General features: G+C 68.6%; 21 protein-coding genes. 15 read left to right on the top strand and 6 right to left on the bottom strand.

The genetic code is table 11. The features are described 5' to 3' along the window. The first annotated feature begins 192 nt into the window (after positions 1 to 192). The 9 genes from H556_RS0106245 to H556_RS0106205 all read left to right on the top strand — a co-directional run bounded on the left by H556_RS0106245 (position 193) and on the right by H556_RS0106205 (position 9,590). The gene (locus H556_RS0106245) at positions 193 to 1,737 is read left to right on the top strand and encodes a Do family serine endopeptidase (RefSeq protein ID WP_024353622.1); all 1,545 of its coding nucleotides are present in this window, start codon (positions 193 to 195) and stop codon (positions 1,735 to 1,737) included. A gap of 65 nt (positions 1,738 to 1,802) precedes the next feature. Further along, positions 1,803 to 2,474, top strand: a complete 672-nt coding sequence (locus H556_RS0106240; RefSeq protein WP_024353621.1) for a response regulator transcription factor — start codon at positions 1,803 to 1,805, stop codon at positions 2,472 to 2,474. A 77-nt stretch (positions 2,475 to 2,551) separates the two neighbouring features. Next, a complete protein-coding gene (locus tag H556_RS0106235; RefSeq protein WP_024353620.1) occupies positions 2,552 to 2,950 on the top strand; it encodes an endonuclease domain-containing protein in 399 nt (132 codons plus the stop codon). Beyond that, entirely contained in the window at positions 2,947 to 4,362 is a 1,416-nt protein-coding gene (locus H556_RS0106230; protein ID WP_024353619.1) for a sensor histidine kinase, read from the top strand. The genes H556_RS0106235 and H556_RS0106230 overlap by 4 nt, the downstream gene beginning before the upstream one ends. Continuing rightward, positions 4,359 to 7,244, top strand: coding sequence for a bifunctional [glutamine synthetase] adenylyltransferase/[glutamine synthetase]-adenylyl-L-tyrosine phosphorylase (locus tag H556_RS0106225; RefSeq protein ID WP_024353618.1), 2,886 nt, complete (start codon positions 4,359 to 4,361; stop codon positions 7,242 to 7,244). Before H556_RS0106230 ends, H556_RS0106225 begins: the two co-directional genes overlap by 4 nt. A gap of 67 nt (positions 7,245 to 7,311) precedes the next feature. Further along, positions 7,312 to 7,962, top strand: coding sequence for an EF-hand domain-containing protein (locus H556_RS0106220; RefSeq protein WP_024353617.1), 651 nt, complete (start codon positions 7,312 to 7,314; stop codon positions 7,960 to 7,962). Between the two features lie 62 nt (positions 7,963 to 8,024). Further along, positions 8,025 to 8,600, top strand: a complete 576-nt coding sequence (locus H556_RS0106215; protein WP_024353616.1) for an RNA polymerase sigma factor — start codon at positions 8,025 to 8,027, stop codon at positions 8,598 to 8,600. A 10-nt stretch (positions 8,601 to 8,610) separates the two neighbouring features. Further along, positions 8,611 to 9,051: a hypothetical protein gene (locus tag H556_RS0106210; RefSeq protein ID WP_029673259.1), complete on the top strand. Its 441-nt coding sequence runs from the start codon at positions 8,611 to 8,613 to the stop codon at positions 9,049 to 9,051. Between the two features lie 2 nt (positions 9,052 to 9,053). Further along, positions 9,054 to 9,590 carry a periplasmic heavy metal sensor gene (locus tag H556_RS0106205; protein WP_024353614.1) on the top strand — a complete coding sequence of 179 codons (537 nt, stop codon included), beginning with the start codon at positions 9,054 to 9,056 and terminating at the stop codon, positions 9,588 to 9,590. On the opposite strand, the gene H556_RS0106200 is transcribed toward H556_RS0106205, so the two are convergent. The 3 genes from H556_RS0106200 to H556_RS0106190 all read right to left on the bottom strand — a co-directional run bounded on the left by H556_RS0106200 (position 9,575) and on the right by H556_RS0106190 (position 13,159). Beyond that, a complete protein-coding gene (locus tag H556_RS0106200) occupies positions 9,575 to 11,962 on the bottom strand; it encodes a cache domain-containing sensor histidine kinase (RefSeq protein ID WP_024353613.1) in 2,388 nt (795 codons plus the stop codon). The two genes, H556_RS0106205 and H556_RS0106200, sit on opposite strands and share 16 nt — an antisense overlap. Positions 11,963 to 12,064: 102 nt before the next feature. Further along, on the bottom strand, positions 12,065 to 12,655 hold the full coding sequence (locus H556_RS0106195) for a hypothetical protein (RefSeq protein WP_024353612.1): 591 nt from the start codon (positions 12,653 to 12,655) through the stop codon (positions 12,065 to 12,067). Between the two features lie 90 nt (positions 12,656 to 12,745). Then, on the bottom strand, positions 12,746 to 13,159 hold the full coding sequence (locus tag H556_RS0106190; protein ID WP_024353611.1) for a CBS domain-containing protein: 414 nt from the start codon (positions 13,157 to 13,159) through the stop codon (positions 12,746 to 12,748). A 168-nt stretch (positions 13,160 to 13,327) separates the two neighbouring features. Here H556_RS0106190 and H556_RS0106185 point away from each other — a divergent pair, with 168 nt between their 5' ends. The 3 genes from H556_RS0106185 to H556_RS0106175 all read left to right on the top strand — a co-directional run bounded on the left by H556_RS0106185 (position 13,328) and on the right by H556_RS0106175 (position 17,161). Continuing rightward, complete coding sequence (locus H556_RS0106185) at positions 13,328 to 15,193, top strand: monovalent cation:proton antiporter-2 (CPA2) family protein (RefSeq protein ID WP_024353610.1); 1,866 nt, start codon at positions 13,328 to 13,330, stop codon at positions 15,191 to 15,193. Positions 15,194 to 15,199: 6 nt separating this feature from the next. After that, positions 15,200 to 16,510: a nicotinate phosphoribosyltransferase gene (locus tag H556_RS0106180; RefSeq protein WP_024353609.1), complete on the top strand. Its 1,311-nt coding sequence runs from the start codon at positions 15,200 to 15,202 to the stop codon at positions 16,508 to 16,510. Positions 16,511 to 16,588: 78 nt separating this feature from the next. After that, on the top strand, positions 16,589 to 17,161 hold the full coding sequence (locus H556_RS0106175; protein ID WP_024353608.1) for an NADPH-dependent FMN reductase: 573 nt from the start codon (positions 16,589 to 16,591) through the stop codon (positions 17,159 to 17,161). A gap of 7 nt (positions 17,162 to 17,168) precedes the next feature. On the opposite strand, the gene H556_RS0106170 is transcribed toward H556_RS0106175, so the two are convergent. Together H556_RS0106170 and H556_RS0106165 are read right to left on the bottom strand one after the other, a co-directional pair. Next, on the bottom strand, positions 17,169 to 17,834 hold the full coding sequence (locus H556_RS0106170) for a class I SAM-dependent methyltransferase (RefSeq protein WP_024353607.1): 666 nt from the start codon (positions 17,832 to 17,834) through the stop codon (positions 17,169 to 17,171). After that, the gene (locus tag H556_RS0106165) at positions 17,821 to 18,393 is read right to left on the bottom strand and encodes a hypothetical protein (RefSeq protein ID WP_147399889.1); all 573 of its coding nucleotides are present in this window, start codon (positions 18,391 to 18,393) and stop codon (positions 17,821 to 17,823) included. Before H556_RS0106165 ends, H556_RS0106170 begins: the two co-directional genes overlap by 14 nt. Before the next feature lie 123 nt (positions 18,394 to 18,516). On the opposite strand from H556_RS0106165, the gene H556_RS0106160 reads away from it, so the two are divergent. From H556_RS0106160 to H556_RS0106150, 3 genes are all read left to right on the top strand, one after another. Further along, positions 18,517 to 18,924: a hypothetical protein gene (locus H556_RS0106160; protein WP_024353605.1), complete on the top strand. Its 408-nt coding sequence runs from the start codon at positions 18,517 to 18,519 to the stop codon at positions 18,922 to 18,924. After that, on the top strand, positions 18,924 to 19,121 hold the full coding sequence (locus H556_RS0106155; protein WP_024353604.1) for a helix-turn-helix transcriptional regulator: 198 nt from the start codon (positions 18,924 to 18,926) through the stop codon (positions 19,119 to 19,121). The genes H556_RS0106160 and H556_RS0106155 overlap by 1 nt, the downstream gene beginning before the upstream one ends. 126 nt (positions 19,122 to 19,247) lie before the next feature. Continuing rightward, entirely contained in the window at positions 19,248 to 20,177 is a 930-nt protein-coding gene (locus H556_RS0106150) for an alpha/beta fold hydrolase (protein WP_024353603.1), read from the top strand. Positions 20,178 to 20,184: 7 nt separating this feature from the next. Here the strand turns inward: H556_RS0106150 and H556_RS0106145 are convergent, their stop codons facing one another. After that, positions 20,185 to 21,027 (bottom strand): DUF3298 and DUF4163 domain-containing protein, encoded by an 843-nt coding sequence (locus tag H556_RS0106145; protein ID WP_024353602.1) that lies wholly within the window; start codon positions 21,025 to 21,027, stop codon positions 20,185 to 20,187. Positions 21,028 to 21,049: the final 22 nt, after the last annotated feature.

Raw genomic sequence — 21,049 nt, 5'->3', positions numbered from 1 at the left:
TGAGCGGAAAAGGGCTTGGCTCCTATCTGTTTGGCAAGTCTTTCGCCGCGTTCCTGACGCAGACGCGCCATACGCCGAACGACGATCGGGAACAATCATCGCGACGGCGTGCATTGGCTTGAGCCAAAACGCCCTATATCCATGTGCGAACGGAGCTTTCCGTATCCGCCAGTAAAGACTGCAAGGACGACGATGCTGAAACGCAAGGAGTTCATTCTGGGGGCCGCTGTCGGCCTGACCTTCGCCGCCGCCGCGACGGCGGGCGGGGTCATCACCTGGCCCGGCGCCGAGGCGGCGCCCGCCGCCAGGGTCGGACAGTTGGTCCCTTCGGCCGGGGCCGGAGCCGTGGCTTTTGCGCCGCCGCAGGGCGCGCCGCTCAGCTTTGCCGACATCTTCCAGCAGGTCGCCCCCGCCGTGGTGCAGATCGACGTTAAGACCCGCGTCCAGCGTCCGCGCGGCATGTTCCAGATTCCGGGTTTCGGCGCCGTACCGATCCCCGGCGCGCCGGGCGGCTCGGCTGAAGGCGAAGACAACACCCAGCTGGCCGCCGGGGCCGGGTCGGGCTTCTTCATCTCGGGCGACGGTTTTATCGTCACCAACAACCATGTCGTCGAGAACGCCGAGGAGATCAGCGTCAAGCTCAGCGACGGCCGCGAGCTGAAAGGCAAGCTGATTGGTCGTGACGAGAACACCGACCTTGCCGTCATCAAGGTCGAGGGCGCCGGTTTCCCCTTCGTCTCGTTCGAAGAGCAGTCGGAGCCGCGCGTCGGCGACTGGGTCATCGCGGTCGGCAACCCGTTCGGTCTGGGCGGCACGGCGACGGCGGGCATCGTTTCGGCGCGCTCGCGCGATCTCCAGGACCAGTCCAGCGCCTATGTCGACTATCTGCAGATCGACGCCGCCATCAACCGGGGCAACTCGGGCGGACCGACCTTTGACATCTACGGCCGTGTCATCGGCGTGAACACGGCGATCTTCTCGCCGTCGGGCGGTTCGGTCGGCATCGGTTTCGCCATTCCCGCGACCACGGCCAAGGCGGTCACTGACAAGCTGATGCGCGGCGAAAGCGTGGAGCGCGGCTATCTGGGCGTGCAGATCCAGACCCTGTCCAAGGATGCGGCGGCCGCTCTGGGCCTGAACGAGGACACCAAGGGCGCCTATGTCGCCGAAGTCACGGCGGGCACGCCTGGCGAGCGCGGCGGCATGAAGGTCGGCGACGTGGTCACCAGCGTGAACGGCGAGGCGGTCGACAGCTCGACCGAACTGACCCGTCGCGTGGCCCGCGCACGGCCGGGCGATACGCTGCGGCTGGAAATCCTGCGTGACGGCAAGCGTCAGACGCTGAATATCCGTGCGGGCGCCCGCCCGTCTGAGGCGGAACTGAACGGCGGCGACGATGCCAGCCCGCAGCCGGGCGACAGCGGCGTCGTCGGCCAGTCGATCGAGGGCCTGACGGTTACGCCGATCACCTCGGCCCTGCGCCAGCGCTACGCCATCCCCAACGACATGGAAGGCGTGGTGGTCACCGCCGTCGCGCCGCGCTCGGAAGCGGGCAAGATGCGGCTGCCGGTCGGCACGGTGATCCAGCGGGCGAACAACCGCGTGGTTCGCTCTGAGGCCGATCTGAAGGCGGCCGTGGATGAGGCGCGGTCAGCGGGAAGGCCGGGGGTCTTCCTGCTGATCCGGGTGCAGGGAACCAACTCCTCGGTGGTTCTGCCCTTCGCCAAGTCTGAATAAGGCGTAACTCACGGGATCGGCGGCGATGCGCTAACATCGCCGCCGAATCTTTTTTGGGAGGCTGCATGCGTATTCTGGTGGTTGAGGACGATGCTGAAGCCGCGACCGCCATGGTGCGCGGCCTGAGCGAGGCCGGGCACGAGGTCACCCACGCCGTGGACGGCGCCTTTGGCCTGCTGGAATCGCAGAAGGGCGGCTACGACGTCTATGTCGTGGACCGAATGATGCCGCGCCTGGACGGCGTCGGCATGGTCGAGACCATCCGCAAGGGCGGCGACCAGACGCCGGTGCTGTTTCTGTCGGCTCTCGGCGAGGTCGAGGATCGCGTCACGGGGCTGAAGGCGGGCGGCGACGACTATCTGGTCAAGCCCTACGCTCTGGCCGAACTGGTCGCGCGGGTCGAGGCCCTGTCGCGTCGCCGCGAGACGGGCGGAGTCCAGACCGTGCTCAAGGTCGGCGATCTGGAGATGAACCTGATCGCCCGCACCGTCCACCGCGAGGGTCAGGAGATCGACCTGCAGCCGCGCGAGTTCCAGCTGCTGGAGTTCCTGATGCGCCACGCGGGCCAGTCGGTCACGCGCACCATGCTGTTGGAGAAGGTCTGGGAATACCACTTCGACCCCCAGACCAACGTCATCGACGTGCACATCAGCCGCCTGCGCTCCAAGATCGACAAGGGCTTCGACAGGGCCATGCTGCAGACCGTGCGCGGCGCGGGGTACCGGCTGGAGGCGTAAGGCGGGCAATCTTTCTCCCTCCCCTTCATGGGGAGGGTGGCCGGCGCAGCCGGTCGGGTGGGGAGGGCTTGCAAATCATGGCGATCATCGCTCGAGCCCGCGCCATGCGAAAGGCGCTGACGCCGCCCGAGGCGCGTCTGTGGGGGCAGTTGAAGCTGTTGCGCGCTCAAGGGTTTCATTTTCGGCGGCAGGCGCCGTTTCGCGGCTATTATCTCGACTTCGTCTGTTTCGACCAGCGCTTGGTCATAGAGGTGGACGGGGTCACCCACACGGTCGAGGCGCGGACGAACAGGGACAGGGTGAGAGACGCGGTGCTGGCAGGCGAAGGGTTCACGACGCTGAGATTCGACAACGCCGCCGTTCGCGATGATCTGGACGGCGTGATGGCGGGCATAATGGGCGCGCTTGAAGCCCTCCCCACCCGGTCGCTGCGCGACCACCCTCCCCATGAAGGGGAGGGAGATAAGCCAAAGTGAAACTCCCCTCGCTCTTTCGGCGTACGCCCTTTCGGCTGACGCTGCTGTTTCTGGCGCTGTTCGTGGCGACGGCCAGCGCGGTGCTGGCTTATGTCTATTTCGCTTCGGCGTCCGAGGCGCGGACGCGGGCCGAGACGAGCGTGCAGGGCGAGGTCGATAGTCTGACCGCCATCTATCGCACGCGCGGCCGAGACGCTCTGAATCAGGCGCTGGTCGAACGGGCGATCCGCCACGGGCCCTACCTCTATGTCTTCAAGGACGCCGAGGGCCGCATCATCACCGCCAACATCACCGACGTGCCCGACGGGGTGAAGCCGGGGCAGTGGGACAGCTTCCGACTGACCGATACGGACGAGGACGGTCGCGTCCGGCGCCGTCAGTCGATCGGTGTCAACACCTCGCTGTCAGGCGGCGAACACCTGTTCGTGGGCGAGGACATCGGCGACATCGAGGCCTATCTGGCGCGGCTGACCCAGGCTCTGTGGGGCGCGATGGTCATGGTGCTGGTGCTGGGCGTCGGCGGCGGGCTGTGGATCAGCCGTCGCGTCGAGCGGGCGATGGCCGGGCTGAACCGCGTGGTCACGGCGGTTCAGGAGGGCGATCTGAAGGCGCGCGTGCCCATCCGTCATTCCGGCGATGAATTGGACGAACTGGCCGAGGGTCTGAACGGCATGCTGGACCGGCTGGAAGGCTCGATGGCCTCGATCCGCCATGCCGGCGACGCCATCGCCCACGACCTGCGCACGCCGCTGAACCGGATGAAGGCCAAGATGGAGGTAGCCCTGATCGACGCCGAGGCGGGGCGGACCTCGGGCGTCGACGCCCTCAGCGTGGCGCTGGATGAAGCCGACGCCCTGCTCAAGACCTTCAACACCGTACTGGCCATCGCCCGACTGCAGGCGGGCGGGGCGCCTGAGCCCAAGGTGTTCGACGCCGCCGATCTGGCGGCCGACATGGCCGAGCTCTATGAACCGGCGGGCGAGGACAAGGGGCTGGAGTTCGCCGCCGAGATCGAGAGGGGGCTGATGATCGAGGGCAACCAGCCCTTCCTGGCCCAGGCGCTCGCGAATCTGATCGACAACGCCGTCAAATATACCCCCGAAGGCGGGGCGGTGATGTTCCGTGCGCGGCGGCGCTCGTCGGGCGATGTGGAGTTCTCGGTCACCGACAACGGGCCGGGCGTGCCGGACGGAGACCGCGAGCGCGTGCTGCAACGCTTCGTGCGGCTGGACAACAGCCGCACCGAGCCGGGCTCGGGGCTGGGTCTGTCGCTGGTCACGGCGGTAGCCGAGGCGCACGGCGGCCGTATCCAGCTGGACGAGGGACCGGGCGTCTATGACGGACGCGGGCCGGGTTTGCGCGTGGCCCTGATCCTGCCCGCCGCCACGCGGGCGCCAGAGGTCGAGGCGTGAGCGAAGGTCTGGCGGGACGGTTGCAGGCCTGCGGTCCCGTACGCGACGCAGAGGCGGCGGCGCGCCTGCATGAACGACTGGCTCAAGTGGCGGAAGCCGACGGCTGGCGCGCGACGCTGGATGCGGCGTGGGGCGCGCTGGAGCCCGTCTTCGCCGCCTCGCCCTATCTGGCCGGGCTGGCGCGGCGCTGGCCGGATCGGCTACGACGGACGCTGGACAGCGATCCCGAGGCGCGGCAGGCGGAGATTCTGGCGGCGACGGACGCCCTGACCGGCGCGCCGGACGAGGCCAAGGCGACGCTGCGTCATCTGAAGGCGGAACTGCACCTTCTGACGGCCCTGTGCGACCTGGGCGGCGTCTGGGATCTGGATCAGGTGACGGGCGCCCTGTCGCGCTTCGCCGATGCATCGGCGCGCGCGGCGCTTCGGATCATCGCCGACGACTGGAGCCGTCGCGGGCGGCTGATCTCGACGCCCGACGATCCACGCGGGCCGGTTCCGGGCCTGTTCGTTCTGGCGATGGGCAAGGGCGGGGCGTTCGAGCTGAACTACTCCTCGGACATCGACCTGTCGCTGTTTTACGAGCCGGAAGCGCTTGAAACCGCCCTGTCGGAAGGCGTGGAGATGCAGGGCTTCGTCAACCGTCTGGCGCAGGGGCTGACGGCCCTGTTGGCCGAGCGGACGGCGGACGGTTACGTCTTTCGGGTCGATCTGCGGCTGCGGCCGGACCCGTCCTCGACCCCGCCGGCAGTCGCGGCGCCGATGGCGCTGGCCTACTATGAATCCGTCGGCCAGAACTGGGAGCGAGCGGCCTTTATCAAGGCCCGCGTCTGCGCGGGCGATGCGGCCGAGGGCGCCAACTTCCTGAAGGCGCTGGTCCCCTACATCTGGCGCCGCAGTCTGGACTATCAGGCGGTGCTCGACATCCAGTCGATCAAGAAACAGATCCACGTCCACAAAACCGGCGAGGGGCTGGAGGCGGCGGGCGCCAATCTGAAGCTGGGTCGCGGCGGCATCCGTGAGATCGAGTTCTACGTCCAGACCCAGCAGCTGATCCTGGGCGGGCGGAACCGGGCCTTGCGCTCGCCGCGCACCCTGGAGGCGCTGGACGCCCTGACCAAGGCGGGTCATGTCAGCCCCGAGGCGCGCGACGAACTGCGCGCCGCCTATGTCGAGCTGCGCGCGCTGGAGCACCGGGCTCAGATGCTGGCGGACGAACAGACGCATATCCTGCCCGTCGATCCTGAACGCCGCGCCGATGTGGCGGCTCTGGCGGGGCAGGGCGATCTGGCGGCCTTCGACGGCGGGATCGAGCGCCTGTTGGTGCGGGTCAACGCCCGCTACGGCGAACTGTTCGAGGGGGGCGAAGACCTTTCCTCTCCCTATGGCAGCCTCGTCTTCACCGGGGTGGAGAACGACCCCGGCACGCTGGAGACGTTGGCCCGCATGGGCTTCTCCGAGCCCGCCAGCGTGTCCGATACGATCCGCAGCTGGCATCACGGCCGTATTCAGGCGACGCGCACGGCGCGGGGACGCGAGCTGTTCACCCGGTTGGCGCCGCAACTGCTGACGGCGGTGGCCAAGACGGGGGCCCCGGACGCGGCCTTCCGTCGGTTCGCCGTCTTCTTTGCCGGGCTCAGCGCCGGGGTGCAGGTGCAGGCCCTGTTCCTGAACCAGCCCAAGCTGTTCGAACTGGTGGTCGAGGTGATGGCCTTTGCGCCACGACTGGCGCGGATGCTGGGGCGGCGTCCGCAGGCGCTGGACGGGGTGCTGGATGCGCGCTTCCTGACGGACCTGGACGCTGACTCGGGCGTCGTCGGCCAGCTTCTGGCCGAGGCCGCCGCCGCGACCGATTTCGAGGAGGCGATGAACGTGGTGCGCCGCCAGCATCGCGAACAGGTCTTCCGCATCGGCATGCACACCATCACCGGCCGCGCGGGACCGGAAGAGGCGGGGCGCGCCAATACCGATATGGCCGAGGCCTGTATGCGGGCGCTGGCCCCGGCGGCCTTGAAGGAGGCCGAGCGTCTGGGCGGAGCGCTGGCGGGCGCGGTCGCCGTCGTCGCCCTGGGCAAGGCGGGCTCGCGCGAGATGTCGGCGGGCTCGGACCTGGACCTGATGACCGTCTATGCGGCGCCGCCCGAGGCCGTGTCCGCCGGGCGCGGCTGGAGCGCCGAGACCTTCTATGGCCGTTTCACCCAGCGGCTCATTGCCGCCCTGTCCGCCCACACCGCCGAGGGTGGTCTGTATGAGGTCGACATGCGCCTGCGGCCCACGGGTTCGAAGGGGCCGGTCTCGGTGCGGCTGGAGACCCTGCGCGCCTATTACGGCGAAGAGGCCGATACCTGGGAATACATGGCCCTGACCCGCGCGCGCGTGGTGTGGGCCAGCGACGACGGCTTCGGCGCCGAGGTCACGGCGGCGCTGGACGAGGCCTTGCGGCGGCCCAGGGATGCTGCGCAAACCGCGCGCGAAGTGCGGGCGATGCGCGACCTGATGGAGCGCGAACGGGCGGCCAAGGGCTTCTGGGACCTGAAGCTGTCGGCGGGAGCTCAGGTGGACGCCGAGTTCGTCGGCCAATACCGCCAGCTGATGGCGGGGGCGGCGGGCCGGCCCCTGACCGTCTCGACGCTGGAGGCGCTGAAGGACGACCCTGTGCTGGCCGACAGCTGGCGCATGCATCAACAGCTGTCACAACTAACCGCCTGCGCTTTCGAGGATAAGAACGACCCCGATCAGGAGCCGCCGGGCTTTCAGAAGCGTCTGGCTGCAGCGGTCGGGGCGCCGGATTTTGAAACGCTGAAGGCGCGTCTGATCGACCTGCGTCTGCGGGCGCGGCGGGCGTTTGATGCGGTTTTGCCGCCGATCAGCGACGGAAACTGATCCGGGCGCCGTTCTATCTCTCGACAGGGATGCTTTCGGGGCGGCTTCGCCCCAGGAGACCATCGAGATGAAGACCATATTCGCCGCCGCCGCCGTATCCGCCCTCATGCTGACGCTGGGCGGCGCCGCTGCTGCACAGACGACGCCGGAAACAGGACGCCAGGCGCGCATGGCCCAGTCTGCGGGTCAGCCGATCAGTCAGGCTGACTTTGTTCAGCGACGCGTGGAGCGACTGCGCGCCGCCGACGCGAACGGGGACGGTCAGGTGACGGCCGAGGAAATGCGCGCCCATGCCCAGGCCCGCCGCGCCGAAAGTCGCGCCGCCCAGTTCGACCGCCTGGACGCCGACAAGGACGGCTCCATCAGCCGCGCCGAGTTTGAGGCGCCGCGCCAGCAGGCCCGCGGCGAAGGCCGTATGGGCGCCGGCCGTTGGGGCCACGCGCGGGGAGGCATGAAGCAGGGGCGCATGGGGGGGCACGCCGCGCGCGGCGACGCCGACCGCTTCCCTATCGTCATCGCCGAAGTGGAGCGTAAGGCGACCGAGGCCTTCGCCCGCATGGACGCGAACAGCGACGGGACGCTGAGCGTCGAAGAGCGCCGGGCCGCCATGCAGGCGGGCCGCGCCGAGATGCGTCAGAAGCGCGACATGCGCCGGATGCAGCGCCCGGCGGTCAGTTCGCAGGGGACGGCGTCGCCTTCGGCGCCCGTTTCGGAGTAAGGTGATGTCGGGGACGGCGGCTGGACCGCTTGCCCTTGTTGCAGCCAAGCAAAGAGGCGTGATTGGCGAAGGTCGCCGACCCCGACGAGGACCTGGTGAAGCGCGTGGGCGCGGGCGATCCTGCCGCCGTTCAGGCCATGGTCGCGCGCAAACTGCCGCGCATGTTGTCGCTCGCTCAGCGGATGCTGGGCGATGCGGCGGAGGCTGAGGACGTGGCCCAGGAGGCGATGCTCAGAGCCTGGAAACAGGCGCCGCGCTGGACGCCCGGACAGGCGCGCTTCGATACCTGGCTGCATCGCGTGGCCCTCAATCTCTGTTACGACCGGCTGCGTCGCCGCCGCGAGATCGCGACGGACGTCATTCCTGACCATATCGACGACGGTCCGGCGCCGGATCGGGGGCTTCTGGCCGCCGAGACGGGCGCCCAGGTTCAGGCGGCCCTGTCGCGCCTGCCGCCGCGCCAGCGCGAGGCCATCGTCCTGTGCCACTATCAGGAGCTGGGCAATATCGAAGCCGCCGCTCTGATGGAGATCAGCGTCGAGGCGCTGGAAAGCCTGTTGTCACGCGGGCGGCGGGCGTTGCGGGCGGCGCTGGCGGATCTCGCGCCGCAGGGCGTCGTGAAGGCGACGGGGAGATAAGGGGCTGAAGATGACGACGATGGACCTGGAACGTTTTGAGCATCTGGCTGACGCCTATGGCGCCGACCTGAGACGCTGGCCCGAAGCGGAGCGCGAGGCCGCGCGCCGGTTGTTGGCCGCCGATCCGCGCGCAGGGCGGGTTCTGGGCGAGGCGGACGTGCTGGACGCCTTTCTCGACGCAGCGCCGCGTCCGGCGCCGTCTCACGCCCTGCGCGAGCGGGTCATCGCTGATGCGGCGGGCGCCCATCTTGGGCGGCGTCGAGGCCTGTGGGGGCCGTTCGCCTGGATGTCGGGCGCGGGCTGGGCCGCCGCCGCCTGTGCAGGCGTGGCCTTCGGCATGGTGCTGACCAGTCAGATGACGGCGGAAATCCGCGCCGACACCGTCTTGTATCAAGCCAGTCTGACAGCGGCGGACGACGCTGAAATCCTGGCCGCCGGCCTGGGGGGATAAGTATGAACAAGGGTCTGAAGATCGCCCTGGCGGCCTCGGTCGCGCTCAACATCTTCGCCGTCGTCGGCGGAGGCACCGCCTGGGTGCTGTCACGCAAGGCCGAGAATCAGGCGATCGAAGGGCGCAGGCCGGGTCGCAGCGAACCCGTTTGGGCCGTGGTCGAGGCCTTGCCGCCTGCCGTCCGCGATCAGGTCCGGAGCGAGCTGCGCGCCAACGCCCTTGAAGCGCGGCCGGATTTCGAGGACTCCCGCGCCGCGCGGCGTGAAGCCATCGTCATGACGGCGTCGGATCGCTTCGACGCCGTGACGGTCGCCGCTCTGTTGGAAAGGTCTCGCGCCTCAGAGATGCGCGGGCGCGCTCGTCTGGAGGCCGGCGCGGTCGAGACGCTGGGCCGCCTGTCGCCCGACAATCGCAAGGCCCTCGCGCCCATCCTGTCGCGGCATAAGTCGAGGACCCGCGATACGTGCGCGACGCCGCATCCGGAGCACAAGGCCGCAGACAATGCGGGGGCTCCTACGGACGATCAGGCCGCGCGCTGAACCCGCTGAACCGGGCCGCTCACAGGCTTCATGGCGCCTTGCGGGGCTTTGACGGGCAGGTCGAACCAGACGGTGGTGCCCCGCCCCGGCTCGCTGTCGATCGTCATCCGGCCGCGATGCAGTTCGATCAGCGACTTGGTCAGGGCCAGGCCGAGGCCCGTGCCCTGCGTCGATTTGGAATGCTGGCCTTCGACCTGTTCGAACGGCTGGGCCAGACGCGCCAGGTCGTCCGCCGAGATGCCGATGCCGGTATCGGCCACGGCGATGCGCACCGTCTCATCGTCTCTGGGCATCACGCTGACTCTCACCGCCCCGCCCTCGGGCGTGAACTTCACGGCGTTTGAGATCAGGTTCAGCAGGACCTGTTTCAGGCCGCGCTGATCGGCCTCGACGCGCAGCCCGTCCGGGCAGGACAGGGCCAGCCGCAACTGGGACTCCAGCGCCTTGCCGCGCATCAGCCGCACCGCCTCGCCGCACAGCACGTCCAGCGCCACCGCCTCATAGTGCAGGGTTAGCTTGCCCGCCTCGATCTTGGCCATGTCGAGGATGTCGTTGATCAGGCTAAGCAGATGCTGGCCCGAGGCGTGGATGTCGGCGGCGTAGCCCTTGTAGCGCGGGTCGCCCAGCGGCCCGAACATTTCACCCGCCATGATCTCCGAGAAGCCGTTGATGGCGTTCAGCGGCGTGCGCAGTTCATGGCTCATATTGGCCAGGAACTCGGACTTGGCGCGGTTGGCGTCTTCGGCGCGGGTCATGGCGACCTCATATTTGCGCGCAAGCAGGGACAGCTTGTCCTGGCTGGCCTCCAGTTCCTCGACCATGGCGCGCAGTTCATCGGCGGCGCGGCGGCGCTCGGCTTCCTGGCGGCGGACGACGGTGATGTCGGCGCAGATCACCACCGTGCCGCCGTCGCCGGTGAAGCGTTCGGCCATCTGCAACCAGCGGCCGTCCTTCAGTTCGACCTCGCGCACGCCCGCGCGCCCTTCGACGGATGGGCGTTCGGACTTGATGGCGTCGGCGGCGATGCGGTTCAGCTCGTCCTTCAGCGCGCCGCGTCGCACGACGCCGGGCGGAAAGGCGAAGGCGTCCTGAAAGCCCTGGTTCCACAGGATCAGGCGGCCGCGTCGGTCGAACAGGACGAAGGCGTCCGACACGCTCTCGATCGCGTCGCGCAGCCGACCCTCGGCGGCCTGGGCCTGGGCCTTGGTGCGGCGCGCATCGGTCACGTCCAGCGCCACGCCCATCAGGCTGACGAAGACGCCGTCGCGGCGCGGCTGACGCGACTGGCCGCGCGCGTCGATCCAGCGGACGCCGCCCGACTTCAGCGGGATCGGAAAGGCGGCTTCGAAGGCGCCGTTCAGGGCCGCCTCGTCCAGCGCCTGATGCAGCACGTCGCGATAGGAGGGATGGACGCGTTCGATCAGCGCCTGGGTCGTCAGGCGCGAGCCTTCTTCGACCTCCAGAAGGGCGGCCATATAGTCGGACAGCACCATCTCGCCGCGACCGATGTCCCACTCCCATATGCCGCAACGCGCGGCCTCGACCGCCACGCGGAAGCGCCGCTCGGTCTCGGCCCAGCGACGGCCTGCCCGCATCTGGCGGCTGTTCTGGACGGCGATGACGCCCAGCATCAGCACCACCAGCAGCAAGGGCCCGGCCAGCATCCAGGCGTCTTCCAGCCAGGCGGCCAGGCCGTGGGCGCGGGGCAGGGCGGCCACCACGGCCAGCCCGGTGTCGCCGATGGGCGCGACGGCGGCCGAGCGCGCCTGTCCGTCCGGTCCCTTGACCGCGCGGCCCGGCTCAGCCGGGGTCTGGCCCGCGGGCATGACCGACAGGGTCACGTCCCTCAGGCTGGGCTTGAGTTCAGGCAGGGGCGTGCGGGCCAGCAGGACGGCGCCGCCGCCTGTCGTGACGCTCTGGGTCATGCCGTCCTCCCCCAGCTGGACGGCGGAGATGGCGGCGGCGGGGGCGGAAAGGCGCGCGCCGCTGGCGGCAAGAATCCGACCCTGCGGATCCACGATCATGAAGGCGGCTTCGGGCGCCAGGCCGCGCGCATGGTCAAGGGCGGCGGCGGGTTGGGCGGGCGTCTGGTTCAGCGCGCGCGCGCCCGCGCGCAGGGCCAGGGCGGCGCGGCTGGCCTGGGCCTCGACCTGCGACGCGGCCAGTCGCGCTTCCAGACTGAGAGCTTCGATGCGGGCGGCCTCAGCTTCGCGGCGGGGTCGATCAGCCTCACGCAGGACCAGAAGGGCGTAAGCCACAAGTGCAATGGCGACGGCAAGCGCAAGGATGCGCGCCCAGGGCGCCGATCGCGCGCCCTGTCGGTCCGTGGCCCTGCGGCCCGGCCCATAGCTGCGCCGCTCTATGCCCTGCAAAAGGCGACCTCCTGTGCCGATTCAGCGAAGAATCTAGGCTGTGTCGCCGACTCCTGTCGAGGGTCGGCAGCCGGGAGGCGACATCAAGGCGGAGTCTGGCCGCTAAGCCTCAGTTTCGAAAGGCGCTGCGGTGTCGCCTGACCCCGTTCGCAAGGCTTCGGGCGGAGGGGCGAGAACGTCGGTGATCCGGCGCAGCACCGTCTGGGCCCGTCGCGCCAAGCGGACGGTCTCGGGTGGAGCGTCATCGGGCGCCTCGGCCACTGAGGCCAGGATTTCACGCGCCAGATCCATCAGTTCGGGCGCGGCGGCGATCAGGCGCGACTGGAACTCGATGCGCTGGGGATCGCGGTCGTATTCGGCGCCGGGCACGCGCCATCCGCCCCAGTCAGCCTTGTCGGTAACGACGACCGGATAGCTGCCGGGAAAGGGATGGTGCGCGCAATCGGCGACATCCTGCCATTTGTTGCGCGCGCGCAGGATGCGCCAGTCGCCTATGGCCGTGGCCGCGCGATCCTCTGCGGGCAGTTGCAACTCTGCGCCGGCGAACTCACGGCCCAGACCTACGTCATAGGTGATGCGGACAGGCTCGTCGAAGCCCTTGGCCCAGACGGGATTGACCTTCTCGACCTGGGCCCAGACGCCGACGCTTTCGACCCAGACCTTCTGGCCCTTCTGGAACTGGGCGCGCGCCATGCCGATCTCCCCTGAAAATCAAAGAGGCAGCATGGCGCATCAGCTGTTATCGCGGGGTTCCGCGACGTGGTTAGCGGGGCCTTAAGGCTGTCAGCTGGGACGGGAAATCTCTTCCAGCGCCTCTCCCGCGTAGCGTTCCTTGACCCGCGTGGACAGGTCGCCCAGCGACACCACCCCGACCAGACGGCCGTCCTTGTCCACCACCGGCAGGCGGCGGATCTGACGCGACGACATCAGGTCCAGCGCAACTTTCAAGTCATCGTCGGCCCGCACCACAAGGGCGTCGCGCGACAGAACGTCCAGCACCCTCGCCTCCGGCCCGGCGCCCGAGGCCACGCCGCGCACGACGATGTCGCGGTCGGTCAGGGCGCCGATCAGCCGATCGCCGTCGGCCACGGGGATGAAGCCGAAGTCGCCCGCCGCCATCCGTCCGGCGACGGTCTGCAGAGTGTCTTCGGGGCGAGCGACCTGCACGTCCTTGCTCATCACGTCGCGAATCTTCATGGCGTTCTCCCGGTGAAAGGGGCTCCTTGCGGCCCTGCGGGGAAACCCGCGTGCGGGGGACGCAGTTCCGACAGGGGCGCATTTGGCGGCGCGGGCGGAGCGATGGCGCCTCTCGCAATCGACTGCGTTCGCCCCCACTATTAGAAACCAGATCATCAAAGGTGAGCGATGGCCGAGGCTGCGACGGGACTGGACCTGGGCCATGTGGCGGCCCTGCTGGCGGCGGGCGTCGTGGCTGTGCCTGTGTTCCGCAAGCTGGGGCTGGGCTCGGTGCTCGGCTATCTGGCGGCGGGGGTCGCCATCGGTCCTTTCGGTCTGGCCCTGTTCCGTGAGCCTGAAGTCATCCTGCACGTCGCCGAGTTCGGCGTGGTCATCTTCCTGTTCATCATCGGGCTGGAGATGCGGCCCAAGCGCCTGTGGGGGATGCGGCGGGAGATTTTCGGCCTCGGTTCTGCACAGGTCGGGCTGGCGGGGCTGGCCCTGACCGGCGTGGCGATGGCGGCAGGAGTTTCGGCGCCGGTCGCCTTTGTCGGGGCGATGGGCTTCGTCATGTCCTCGACCGCTGTCATCATCCAGATGCTGGAAGAGCGCGGCGACCTGCCCACGCCCGGCGGCCAGAGGGCGGTCAGCATCCTGTTGTTCGAGGATCTGGCTATCGTGCCCCTGCTGGCCATCGTCGCCCTGCTGGGCGCGTCCCTTGGGCATGCGGCCGAGAGCGAGACGCCGCTGTGGCGGTCGATTGGGCTGGCGCTGGCGGCCCTCGCGGGGGTGCTGGCGGTCGGGGTCTACGCCATCAATCCGGCGTTCCGCTTCCTGGCCCGCAACGGCGGGCGCGAGGTGATGACGGCCGCCGCCCTGCTGGTGGTGGCGGGCACGGCGTGGATCATGGACGAGGTCGGCCTGTCGATGGCCATGGGCGCCTTCCTGGCCGGGGTGCTGCTGTCGGACTCGGCCTTCCGGCACCAGCTGGAAGCCGATGTGGAGCCGTTCCGCGCCATCCTGCTGGGCCTGTTCTTCCTGTCGGTGGGCATGGCGCTGGACATCGGCGTGGTCATCAACGACTGGCGCATCGTCGTCGCCGGGCTGGCCGCCTTCATGGCGGTCAAGGCGCTGGTCATCTATGTCGTCGCCCGCCTGTTCAGGGCGCGCCATCATGAAGCAGTCGAGCGGGCGGCCCTGTTCGCACAGGGCGGCGAGTTCGCCTTTGTCCTGTACGGCGCGGCGGCCAGCGCCGGCGTGATCGACGCACAGGCTAGCGCGGCCCTGACGGCCATCGTCATTCTGTCGATGGCGCTGACGCCGCTGACGACGCTGGCCCTGAAGCGGCTCCTGCCGAAAGAGGCGGGCCTGTCGCCCGAAGAGGCCGAGGGCGTCGATGCCGCCGACGGCCTGGGCGGCCAGGTGCTGATCATCGGCTTCGGCCGTTTCGCCCAGGTGGTGTCCCAGCCCCTGCTGGCGCGCGACGTGGACGTGTCGATTATCGAGAACGACGTGGAGATGATTCAGGCGGCGGGGAACTTCGGCTTCAAGGTCTATTACGGCGACGGCACGCGGCTGGACACGCTGCGGGCCTCGGGCGCGGGGCGGGCCGAGGCGGTGCTGGTCTGCGTCGACAGGCCCGAGACCGCCGACCGCATCGTCCAACTGGTCAAGTCCGAGTTTCCGGGCGTGAAGCTTCTGGTTCGCGCCTTCGACCGGGGGCATTCGCTGCGCCTGATCCAGGCGGGCGTGGACTATCAGGTGCGCGAGACCTTCGAATCCGCCCTCAAGTTCGGTCAGGCCGTGCTGGAGGAACTAGGCCTGCCGCAGGACGAAGCGGCCGAAGTCATCGCCGACGTGCGCCGCCGCGACGAGGCGCGGCTGGACCTGGAGGTCACCGGCGGTCTGGGGGCCGGGCGGGCCATGATGCGGGGCAATATGCCGACGCCCAAGCCGACTCCCTATATCAAGCCGCACCGCGAGGGGCGGCTGGTCAATGAGGACGAGGCCCCGGCGGAAGCGGTTCTCGAACCGGCGGAACGAAAGGCGGACTGATCGGGTATGGCGAACATCGACCTGGCCAAGCGGGCCTATGACCACGGCTGGCGTCTGGACCCCATCGTCCGCAGCCTGCTGGACACCGACTTCTACAAGCTGCTGATGCTGCAGCTGATCTGGCGGCGGTTCCGCGACGTGCCGGTGACCTTCTCGGTGATCAACCGCACGACTTCGGTGCGGCTGGCCGAAGAGGTGGACGAGGCCGAACTGCGCGCCCAACTGGACCACGCCCGGTCCCTGCGCTTCACCAACCGCGAGCTGATCTGGCTGGGCGGCAACACCTTCTATGGGGTGAAGCAGATCTTCAGCCCTGATTTCCTGGCGTGGCTGGCCGAGTATCGTCTGCCGGAATACGACCTCTCGCGCAGCGCCGACGGCCAGTATCGGCTCGAGTTTTCGGGAAGCTGGGCCGACGTCACCCTGTGGGAAATCCCCGCCCTGTCGATCCTGAACGAGCTGCGCAGCCGCCGCGCCCTGCGCCGCATGGGCCGGTTCGAACTGGACATCCTCTATTCGCGCGCCAAGACCCGGCTGTGGAGCAAGATCGAGCGGCTGAGAAAGCTGGAGCCGCTGGCCCTGTCTGACTTCGGCACGCGACGCCGCCACGGCTTTCTGTGGCAGGGCTGGTGCGTCGAGGCGCTGAAGGAGGGGCTGGGAAGCGCTTTCATCGGCACGTCCAACGTGTTGCTGGCCATGAACAACGACCTTGAGGCCATCGGCACCAACGGCCACGAACTGCCGATGGTCCTGGCGGCGATGGCGGGCGAGGACGAGGCGGCCCTGCGCGCCGCGCCCTATCGGGTGCTGGAGGAATGGCGCGCGGCCTATGACGGCAATCTGCTGATCGCCCTGCCGGACGCCTTCGGAACGCAGGCGTTTCTGGACGACGCGCCCGACTGGCTGGCCGACTGGAAAGGCTTCCGCCCAGATTCCGCCCCGCCGATCGAGGGCGGCGAGATCATCATGGGGTGGTGGGAGTCCAAGGGCCGCGACCCGCGCCAGCGGCTGCTGGTCCTGGCCGACGGTCTGGACGTAGACGGCATCGAGGCGGCCCACGCCCACTTCAAGGGTCGGGTGCGCACCAGCTTCGGCTGGGGCACCAATCTGACCAACGACTTCCGCGACTGCGCCCCCGTAGAGGCGCCGGAACTGCTGCCCCTGTCGCTGGTGTGCAAGGTGACGCAGGCGGCGGGCCGTCCGGCGGTCAAACTGTCGGACAACGTCGAAAAGGCCACCGGCGACCGCGCCGAGATCGAACGCTATCTGCGCGTCTTCGGCGAGGCGGGGCGGGGGCGTCAGGCCGTTCGCGTCTGAGGGGGAACCGCCAAGCTTGGCTGGGCATTGACTCGCCAGCGGCCGTGGACGCCGCCCTCACCCAGCAGGACGCCCCTCATGACCACCTACAACGTCGGCTATATCATCGGCAGCCTGGCCAAGGGCTCGATCAACCGCAAACTGGCCAAGGCCCTGGTTCGGCTGGCGCCGGACAAGCTGAACATGACCGAGATCAGCTTCGCCGATCTGCCGCTCTATTCCTACGATTACGACGCCGACTATCCGGCCGTCGCCAACGACTTCAAGGCGGCGATCAAGGGCTCGGACGCCATCCTGATTGTTACGCCGGAATACAACCGCTCCATCCCCGGCGGGCTGAAGAACGCCATCGACTGGGCCAGCCGCCCCTATGGGACCAATGTCTTCAAGAACAAGCCGACGGCGGTCATCGGCGCCTCCATCGGGGCCATCGGCACGGCGGTCGGGCAGCAGGCCCTGCGCCCGATCCTGGGCTTCCTGAACGCACCGCAGATGAACGCGGTCGAGGCCTATATCCAGTTCAAGCCGGACCTGATCGACGATGACGGCAACGTCTCGGTTCCCGACACGGAACAGTTCCTGCGCGATTATATGGAAGCCTTCCACCAGCACATGGCGCGGGTGCTGACCGTCCTGCCGAGAGACGCCTGAGGGGGCGTCAGGCGTCCAGCGACCAGACCCGCGTGCGCTTGACCTCCTGGTCCTCCAACTCGCGCGTTGTCGGCACCCGGTATTCGGCCAGCAGGCTGAGGCCTTCCTTAGGGAAGTAGGTGCGGCCGGGGTCGCCGACCAGCACGGTTGTCCCGGTCGCCCGCGCCTGTTTCAGCCACACCAGCATCGCCTGCGCCATCGGCCCCTCATAGAAGACATCCCCTGCGCAGATCAGGTCGAACGACGCGGGCGCGGCCTCCAGCAGATTGTCGGCGGTGAAGGCGATCTGAACGCCGTTGGCCTGCGCGTTCGCGGCGACGGCGGCGGCGCAGAAGGGGTCGATGTCGGCGGCCAGAACCGAGGCCGCGCCCGCCTTCATCGCCGCAATCCCCACCAGACCCGATCCGGCGGCCAGGTCCAGCACCCGGCGCCCCGCAACCGCCTGCGGATGGTCCAGCAACCAGCGCGCCAGCGCCTGTCCCCCCGCCCAGGCGAAGGCCCAGAACGGCGGAGGCAGGCCCATCTCGCCCAGTTCCTCCTCGGTCAGGCGCCAGATCGGCGTGACCTCATCGGCCAGCCACAGGGAGATTTCGGGCGTATGCGAAACGGGTTGAAGGCGGGTGTTATCGCGTATGAAGCGGGCAGGGTCGGCGATCCGCCTAGTCGAGCTCACGGGCGCCCTCGATGACGGCCTGATAGACCAGCGACCGGTCCGGCCCGCGCGTCATGTGCAGCAGCACCCAGGTCGAACCCTTGCGCGCCACGATGACCCGCAACTGATCGTTGAACACGCCGTCGGCGAACCCGGCGGGCGCCACCGTGTCGCTGAGCAGGATCAGGGCGCCCATGCCCGAGCCGCAGCGGGCGATGCCGGTGCAGGAGAAGACGGTCTCATAACCGCCCTCGCGAAGGGCGTCTTCGTAGTGCCGGGCCATGTCGATCGACGCGATGGCGGGGCGGACGACGTAGTCCAGATGATTGATCTGACCCTGGATGCGATGGGCGTCTTCGGTGGCGGCGCCTTCGGCCACGGCGGCGGTCGGCAAGGTGATCTCGGCTACCGACAACTGCCGCCAGGCGCGAATACGCGCCCCGTCCAGGCGCGGCAGGTCCCTGTAGTCGCGGGCGCCGCGCACGTCTTCCGCATGGAATGGCGCGGTGGCCGAAGCCAGCGCTGAGAGCGGCGCGGCTGTCGTCAGGAAAGCAGCGACGAGGGCGAGAAGACTACGCATGAGGGCAAGCTAGGGGGCGCCGAAGCTCGTGGCAATAAAGTCAGCACGGGCTGATAAAAGTCAGGTTGACATGACACGAGCATGATGTCAGGTTTTCATGACATAAAGTCAGGAGCGCCTGCCATGCTGACCCTTTCCAAGCAACACACCCCGGCGGGACGCCGCTATGTCCTGCGCACCTTCGCCTTCATGATCCCCTATGCGCTGATCTGCGTGGCGATGATGACCACGGACGCTTTTGACGAACTGATGGGCAAGCCGGCAGGATGGGCGCTGGCGGCGGCGGTCGCCGCGCCGGTGGTGGGCCAGCTCTGGGCCACCCTGGCCTTGATGCGCGAAAGCGACGAGTTCGTGCGCATGGTCACCGCCAAGCAGTTCATCATCGCGTCGGGACTGGCGATGGCGGCGGCGACATTCTGGGGCTTCGGCGAGAGTTTCGCCGGGGCGCCGCATCTGCCGGCCTGGCTGATCTATCCGCTGTTCTGGGCTGCGTTCGGCCTGGTGGCGCCCTTCATCCGGTCGTCGAACTGATGAAGAACAAGCTGAAGCTGCTACGCGCCGAGCGTAACTGGACCCAGGAGCAGTTGGGTCAGGCGCTGGGCGTATCCCGCCAGGCGGTCAACGCTCTGGAGACAGAGAAGCACGACCCTTCGCTGGACCTGGCCTATCGCATCGCCGCCCTGTTCGAGCGGCCGGTCGAGGACATCTTCGAGAACCCGCACGCCTGACGCGTAAAGTCAGGAAAACCTTACTCTCCCTGTTTCGCTTCATCGCTTTCATCCTCGGGCCTGATCCGAGGGGCGAACCCTGCTGTGCGCTGAACAGCGGGCAGGGCCGACACATAAGGAAACGCCATGACCAAGATCTCCGCTCCCGCCAAGGCTCTGCGCGCCTTCATCCTGGCCGCCGCCGTCGGCTTCAGCGTCGCCAGTATCGTCTCGCCTGCCCAGGCCGAACCGGCCGTTGCCGAGGCGCCCGCCTTCGTTTCCGACCGTCTGTCGGTCGAGGTGATCGGACAGGGGCCGGACGTGATCCTGATCCCCGGCTTCGCCTCTTCGCGCGAAGTCTGGCGGCCGCTGGCCCGGCGCCTGTCGGCCTCGCATCGCGTTCATCTGGTGCAGCTGGCGGGCTTTGCAGGCGAGCCGTGGGCGCACGGGGACGACGCCTTTGTTCAGCCGGTCGTCGATGAGTTGGCCCGCTATGCGGCGACGCTCAACAGGCCTGCCGTCATCGGCCATTCGATGGGCGGGCTCAGCAGTCTGCTGTTGGCGCAGCAGCATCCCGAGGCGGTCAGTCGCGTGATGAGCGTGGACAGCCTGCCCTTCTTCAGCGCCATGTTCGGCCCGCAGGTCACGCCGCAGACGGCCCAGCCCTTCGCCGATCAGGCCGCCGCCGCCATTCTGAGCGCAGACGAGGCGGCCTTCCGTGTCCAGCAGCAGCAGACGGCCGTGGGCATGATGCGAAACGAGGCCGGGCGCAGCGCCATGGTCGATTGGTCGATGGCCTCCGACCGCCAGGCGATGGCGTCCGCCATCAGCGAAGTGATGACGGCCGACGCGCGCCCCGGACTGGCGGCCATGACCACGCCGGTCTGGGCCATCTACGCCTCGGACGCGAACGGCGGGGCCCCCGCCGCCCTGGCCGACGCCGTCTGGAGCCGCGAGTACGCCGCCTTGCCGGGCGTGACGCTGAAGCGCGTCGACGACGCCCGGCACTTCATCATGATCGATCAGCCGGAGCGGCTGAACGCCCTGATCGACGCCTTCCTCAAGAGCGAGGACTGACCGCTGATCAGGCGGCCGGCGCCTTTAGTCGCAGGTCGTCGGTCACGTCCCCCGACTTGATCGGAGCGCCCTCGAACTCGCCCGCATATTCCGGCGACAGGGCGCTCTGGAAGGCCGACAGCGGCAGGGTCAGGTAGTATGCGCCCTCGACATAGGGACCAACCGCATAGGCGTCGAGCAGGAAGGTCAGGCCCCCCGCCTTGCCCGGCGTGGAGCCCGGAGCCAGCGTCACGGCCACGTCCTTCAGCTTGGGACAGGTCCACATCTCGCCGGTGGTCGAGACGGGCGTGGCGCCGGGACGCTTGGTCTTAGCGGTGTTCACCGCCTGGCACAGGGCGCGCTCCAGATTGGTCTTGTCAGCCTTTTCGGCGAGCAGATCGGCGGCGGCGATGCGACGGCCTTCGGACTTGTCCCAAAGCAGGCCCGTGGCCACGGTGTTCGGGTGGGCGCCGCCCGAATAGTCGAAGTCGGTCCGCATCAGGCTGAACAGGCGGCCGGTCTCGATCGGGGCGCCGTAGACGATGGTCTTTTCGTAGGGGGGCATGCCTTCCGGCGAGCCCGCCTCGGTGCGGTCGGCCTGGGCCCCCTCGGCGTATTCTTTCAGCTTGGCCACCTCGTCGCGGTACAGCGGGGTGTAGAGCGCCGGATAGGACAGCACGGCCTCGGGCAGGCTCAGGCTGACCTTGGCGTAGGGCGTGGCGCTGTCGTACTTCAGCGGCCCTTCGACGGCATGGGCGGAGGCGGTCGGCGCAGCAGGGGCCTCCTTCTTCTCATTGCGCTGGCACGCTGCGAGCGAGGCCGCGACGGCGGCGGTGACGAGAAGGGCGCGAAGGGGGCGCGAAGGGATCATGCCGGGCTCCTTTGGAACGGTT

The sequence above is a fragment of the Brevundimonas naejangsanensis DSM 23858 genome, assembly GCF_000421705.1.
Lineage (GTDB): Bacteria > Pseudomonadota > Alphaproteobacteria > Caulobacterales > Caulobacteraceae > Brevundimonas > Brevundimonas naejangsanensis.
Note: the sequence above shows the minus strand (reverse complement) of the source record. Positions and strands in the feature narration are given on the sequence as shown.